Consider the following 4212-nt stretch of genomic DNA (forward strand, 5'->3'; position numbering starts at 1 on the left):
ATTAGGATAAGTTATGACTTAAAAATTAATCAACAACTAAAGCTTATGCTTGTAGCTAAGTGAAATCATTGATTAAGAGACCTGTACTTTTCAATGACTTTTTCAGCAAACCCTAAATAATACCTTTCGACTAAGGATTTCTTGGCTGGTGAGAGAGAGTCTATCTTTCTCTAAAAAAATGGAGAATCACCTTGGGGAACCCTTTGGTATTTTATCCATGACTACAATGCACAGCAAGGCAAAGGATTAAGCCGCCATCACTACTACCGAATCACCACCAGAATTATGAATTGGGGAGCTTTTTTCAGTAATCAGTGAACTGAAAACTCACATCTGCTCACTGATCACTGATTGCCTCCTATTGACACAAACGTTGATAAACTGTGGCTAAAGCTTGGACATCACCAACGTTACCAGGGAAAAGAACCACAGGTAAATTAGGAAAGAGATGATGATCGGCTGCTGTACGGACCATGGAGACACCGGGGAGAATCTGACCGAGTAAACGGGCCGATTGCAGGCTTAAACCCGTACTTAAGACATCATTGGAAGTAATTCCGCCTTTACTGATTAAAAAACTGATATCACTGGGTAAACCCTTAACAATGTCCATTAACAGGGTGGAGACGGCAACCCCAAAATCAAGACGTTTCTGCACAGAAGCAAAGGTTAACTCTTGCCGACTGGTATAGATCACGGGGGTTTGTTTATTTTTGTGAATAAGCTTGACTTTTTCCAGAGCTTGTGCTAGGAGTTGATCTCGTTGCTCAGGACGATCGCGCAATGCCGTCACATCGATTTCGACTCCGACGGTGTTGGGTTGTTGAAGCAGTTTATCTAATTGTTGGCTAGTTTTTTTGACGTGGGAACCGACGATAATTGCCCCGGCTTCCCCCGTGGGCTTATACTTACCCATAGATTCGGGTGCGATCGGTTGAGTTCCTAAATTAGCCAAAGAAGTTAAAATACTGGCGGCACTACGGAATAAAAATTTTTTTCCTTCCCCTGCGGCGGTTAAAATATCTTCAGCAAAGCGATCGAGATCCGCTTGAGTTTCCCCATCTACCACCCCACATTGATTATTTTTGAGCTTTTGCAGTCGTTCTAAACTACCTTGACGGATATCTGCCAGTAAAAATCTTTCCACATCATCTGCTTTAATTTTACCTTTCGTTTTCTCCTCCACATAATCCGGCAGATAACTATAGTGATAGGCAAAAACCGAATCGCGAGCGAATTCCGTCTCGTGGACGGGAGTGGGAACGCCATCGATGATTAAATAGTGAATACTATCACGGGTGATTCTACCCCCCTCAAAAAAGGCTGGAATCAGGAAATGAGCATCAAAACCGCCCAATTCTTCGGCAATAACATCAGTTTCGATCGGATAATGCCCGCGCAAGGTAGAATCGGAACGACTAACCACCAAAAAATCCTCGATTCCCTCTTTAGTTAAGGCAGTTTTCAGATTATGACAGACTTCTCTGGTGACAGACTCGGCTTTTTCGGGGGTTAAAGCGCGAGTATTGGTCAAAACAAAGAAAATTGGCGCATTATCTGCCAATCCCAAGCGGAGAGTATCTTCATCCCACCGCATCAACAACAGACAACTATGGACTGTTTGGGAACCTGTCGGGTCGTCATCTAAGACTATAATTTTAGGTCTATTATTACTCATATATTTTTTATCAGGATGGGAGGGACGAAGGAACCAAGAGAATCTGGTTAATAGTTTATCGGGTTCTGGTTCCCCATCAAAGTCGTCCCCTCCGCAAGCAACCGCTATCAATCTTGATCACAATCTGTCCAATATAGGATAAGCTATACCATGATTCATACAGTGACGAAGTTGAGCGCGGGAGACTTCCCTTTGAATACGTTAATTCACCCCACTGCGGTTATCCATCCGTCGGCAAAACTTGATCCCAAGGTTAAAGTTGGTCCCTATGCTGTGATCGGGGCAAATGTGGAAATTGAAGCTGATACAATTATTGATGCCCATGTGGTCATTGAAGGTCCGACCAAAATTGGCAAGGGTAATCATATTTTTTCTGGGGCTGTTATTGGTAATGAACCACAGGATTTAAAGTATAAAGGGGGCGAAAGTACCGTAGAAATTGGTGATTATAACCAAATTCGCGAGTTTGTCACGATTAATCGCGCCACGGATACGGGAGAAGTTACCCAAATTGGCAGTAATAATTTATTAATGGCCTATGTTCACGTTGCCCATAATTGTATTTTGCAAGATAACATTATTATCGCTAATAGTGTCGCCTTGGCTGGTCATGTTCAGATCGAATCAAAAGCAGTTATCGGGGGGGTTTTAGGAGTACATCAATTTGTTCATATTGGCAAAATGGCCATGTTAGGAGGAATGAGTCGTATTGATCGCGATGTTCCCCCTTTTACTTTAGTGGAAGGCAATCCCTGTCGCGTGCGAACTCTTAATTTAGTCGGTTTACAAAGGGCCGGTTTTACCGATGAAGATTTAGCTTTACTCAAAAAAGCTTTTCGGATTATCTATCGTTCTAATATAAATCTTCAGGAGGCTTTAGAACAAGTTTCTCTCTTAACCGATAACCCCCATGTTCAACATCTCTGTCAATTTTTACAATCCTCTACCACCGGAGAAAAACGTCGCGGTTTAATTCCGGGGAAATAATTTATTGATTGAGGAACAGTCTGTGGGGTGTAGGGTGTGGGGTGTGGGGTGATGGGGAAGTGGGAAGAATAAATAAAAACAATCTCCAGCAATCCTATCTCCAGCAATCCTGTCTCCTGAATTCTTTTATTATCAAATAATTATCCAAATGCGTATATTTATTAGTACGGGTGAGGTATCGGGTGATTTACAGGCAGCCATGCTGATTGAATCCCTTTTTAAACTAGCTAAAACCCAGGAAATTGAGTTAGAAATTTTTGCACTAGGTGGCGATCGCATGGAGTTAGCCGGAGCAAAAATGTTGGGGAAAACCACTCGACTGGCTGCCATGGGATTAATTGAATCTATCCCCTTTATTTGGCCAACTTTACAACTACAAAAACGAGCAAAAGAGTTTTTTAGAGATCATCCCCCTGATCTGATTATTTTAATTGATTATGTGGGGGCAAATGTGGCAATCGGTCAGTCGGCTAAAAAAATTATTCCCGATGTCCCAATTATTTATTATATTGCCCCACAGGTGTGGATTTGGTCGGAAGAAAATATCCCCTCAGCTAAACTAAGGGCCACAGCAGAAAAGTTATTTAATACGGAAAAATTAATCGCCGTCACCGATAAATTATTGGCAATTTTTCCCGCTGAAGCTCGTTTTTTTGAAACAAAAGGTTTACCGGTAACTTGGGTGGGACATCCTTTAGTTGATCGTATGGCAAATGCTCCCAATCGCCAAGAAATGCGGCAAAAATGGGCAATAAAACCCGAAGAAACGGTAATCGCTTTATTACCTGCTTCCCGTCAACAGGAGTTTAAATATCTCGTGCCGACGGTGTGCGCTGCTGCCCAAAAATTACAGGAAAAAATTCCCGATATTAAGTTTTTAATTCCCGTTCCCCTAGCTTTATACGAACCAAAAATGCGAGAATTAGTAGCGGAATATGGATTAAATGCGGTGATTATGGAACGAGATCAGACTTTAGAAGCGATTGCCGCAGCCGATCTGGCTGTGGCTAAGTCTGGTACAGTTAATCTCGAAATTGCTTTGTTAAATGTGCCGCAGGTGGTGGTTTACCGTTTAAGTGCAGTTACTGCTTGGATTGCCCGCAATATTATGAAGCTTTCTGTACCATTTGTCTCACCGGTAAATTTAGTTTTAATGCGAGAAATTGTTCCCGAATTATTACAAGAGGAAGCTAACCCAGAGAGAATTATGCAGGAATGTCTAGATTTATTATTAAATCAGCAACGTCGGCAAAAAATGTTAGATGAATACGCAGAAACTAAAGCCGGTTTAGGAACAGTAGGCAGTTGCGAGCGAGTAGCGCAAGAGGTGTTTAAAATAGGCCTTTGTTAGGGTTAGGATTCAGGAGTCAGGAGATAGGAGATAGGAGATAGGAGATAGGAGATAGGAGATAGGATTCAGGAGATTATTTTTATTTAGGGTTTGCTGAATAAATCTAAAAACCTTACAGGAAAGGGCTTTTAGCTTGATTGAGAGCTTCCCAAATGCACTTAAATCTGCTAGAATCTCTTAAAACCCTTGCATCACC

3 protein-coding genes and 1 pseudogene are annotated in these 4212 nt (G+C 41.9%); 3 read left to right on the forward strand and 1 reads right to left on the reverse strand.

Going from position 1 to position 4212, the window contains the following annotated elements; translation table 11 throughout:
- Nucleotides 1-106 precede the first annotated feature (106 nt).
- Nucleotides 107-231, forward strand: a pseudogene (locus EWV60_RS16840) (IS1 family transposase); the annotation flags it as partial.
- Nucleotides 232-358: 127 nt separating this feature from the next.
- On the opposite strand, the gene EWV60_RS16845 reads toward EWV60_RS16840, so the two are convergent.
- The gene (locus EWV60_RS16845) at nt 359-1678 is read right to left on the reverse strand and encodes a four-carbon acid sugar kinase family protein (protein WP_287233537.1); all 1320 of its coding nucleotides are present in this window, start codon (nt 1676-1678) and stop codon (nt 359-361) included.
- A 150-nt stretch (nt 1679-1828) separates the two neighbouring features.
- Between EWV60_RS16845 and lpxA the strand changes: the two genes are divergently transcribed.
- The gene (gene lpxA / locus EWV60_RS16850) at nt 1829-2665 is read left to right on the forward strand and encodes an acyl-ACP--UDP-N-acetylglucosamine O-acyltransferase (protein WP_042790427.1); all 837 of its coding nucleotides are present in this window, start codon (nt 1829-1831) and stop codon (nt 2663-2665) included.
- Nucleotides 2666-2813: 148 nt separating this feature from the next.
- Entirely contained in the window at nt 2814-4016 is a 1203-nt protein-coding gene (gene lpxB, locus EWV60_RS16855) for a lipid-A-disaccharide synthase (protein WP_287233539.1), read from the forward strand.
- Nucleotides 4017-4212 lie beyond the last annotated feature (196 nt).

This window comes from Microcystis sp. Msp_OC_L_20101000_S702, assembly GCF_007095705.1.
In the GTDB taxonomy this organism is placed as follows: Bacteria; Cyanobacteriota; Cyanobacteriia; order Cyanobacteriales; family Microcystaceae; genus Microcystis; species Microcystis ichthyoblabe_A.

Coding starts and splice junctions, on each gene's coding strand:
- lpxA (WP_042790427.1), top strand. CDS start 1,829: ATGATTCATACAGTGACGAAGTTGAGCGCGGGAGACTTCCCTTTGAAT.
- EWV60_RS16845 (WP_287233537.1), bottom strand. CDS start 1,678: ATGAGTAATAATAGACCTAAAATTATAGTCTTAGATGACGACCCGACA.
- lpxB (WP_287233539.1), top strand. CDS start 2,814: ATGCGTATATTTATTAGTACGGGTGAGGTATCGGGTGATTTACAGGCA.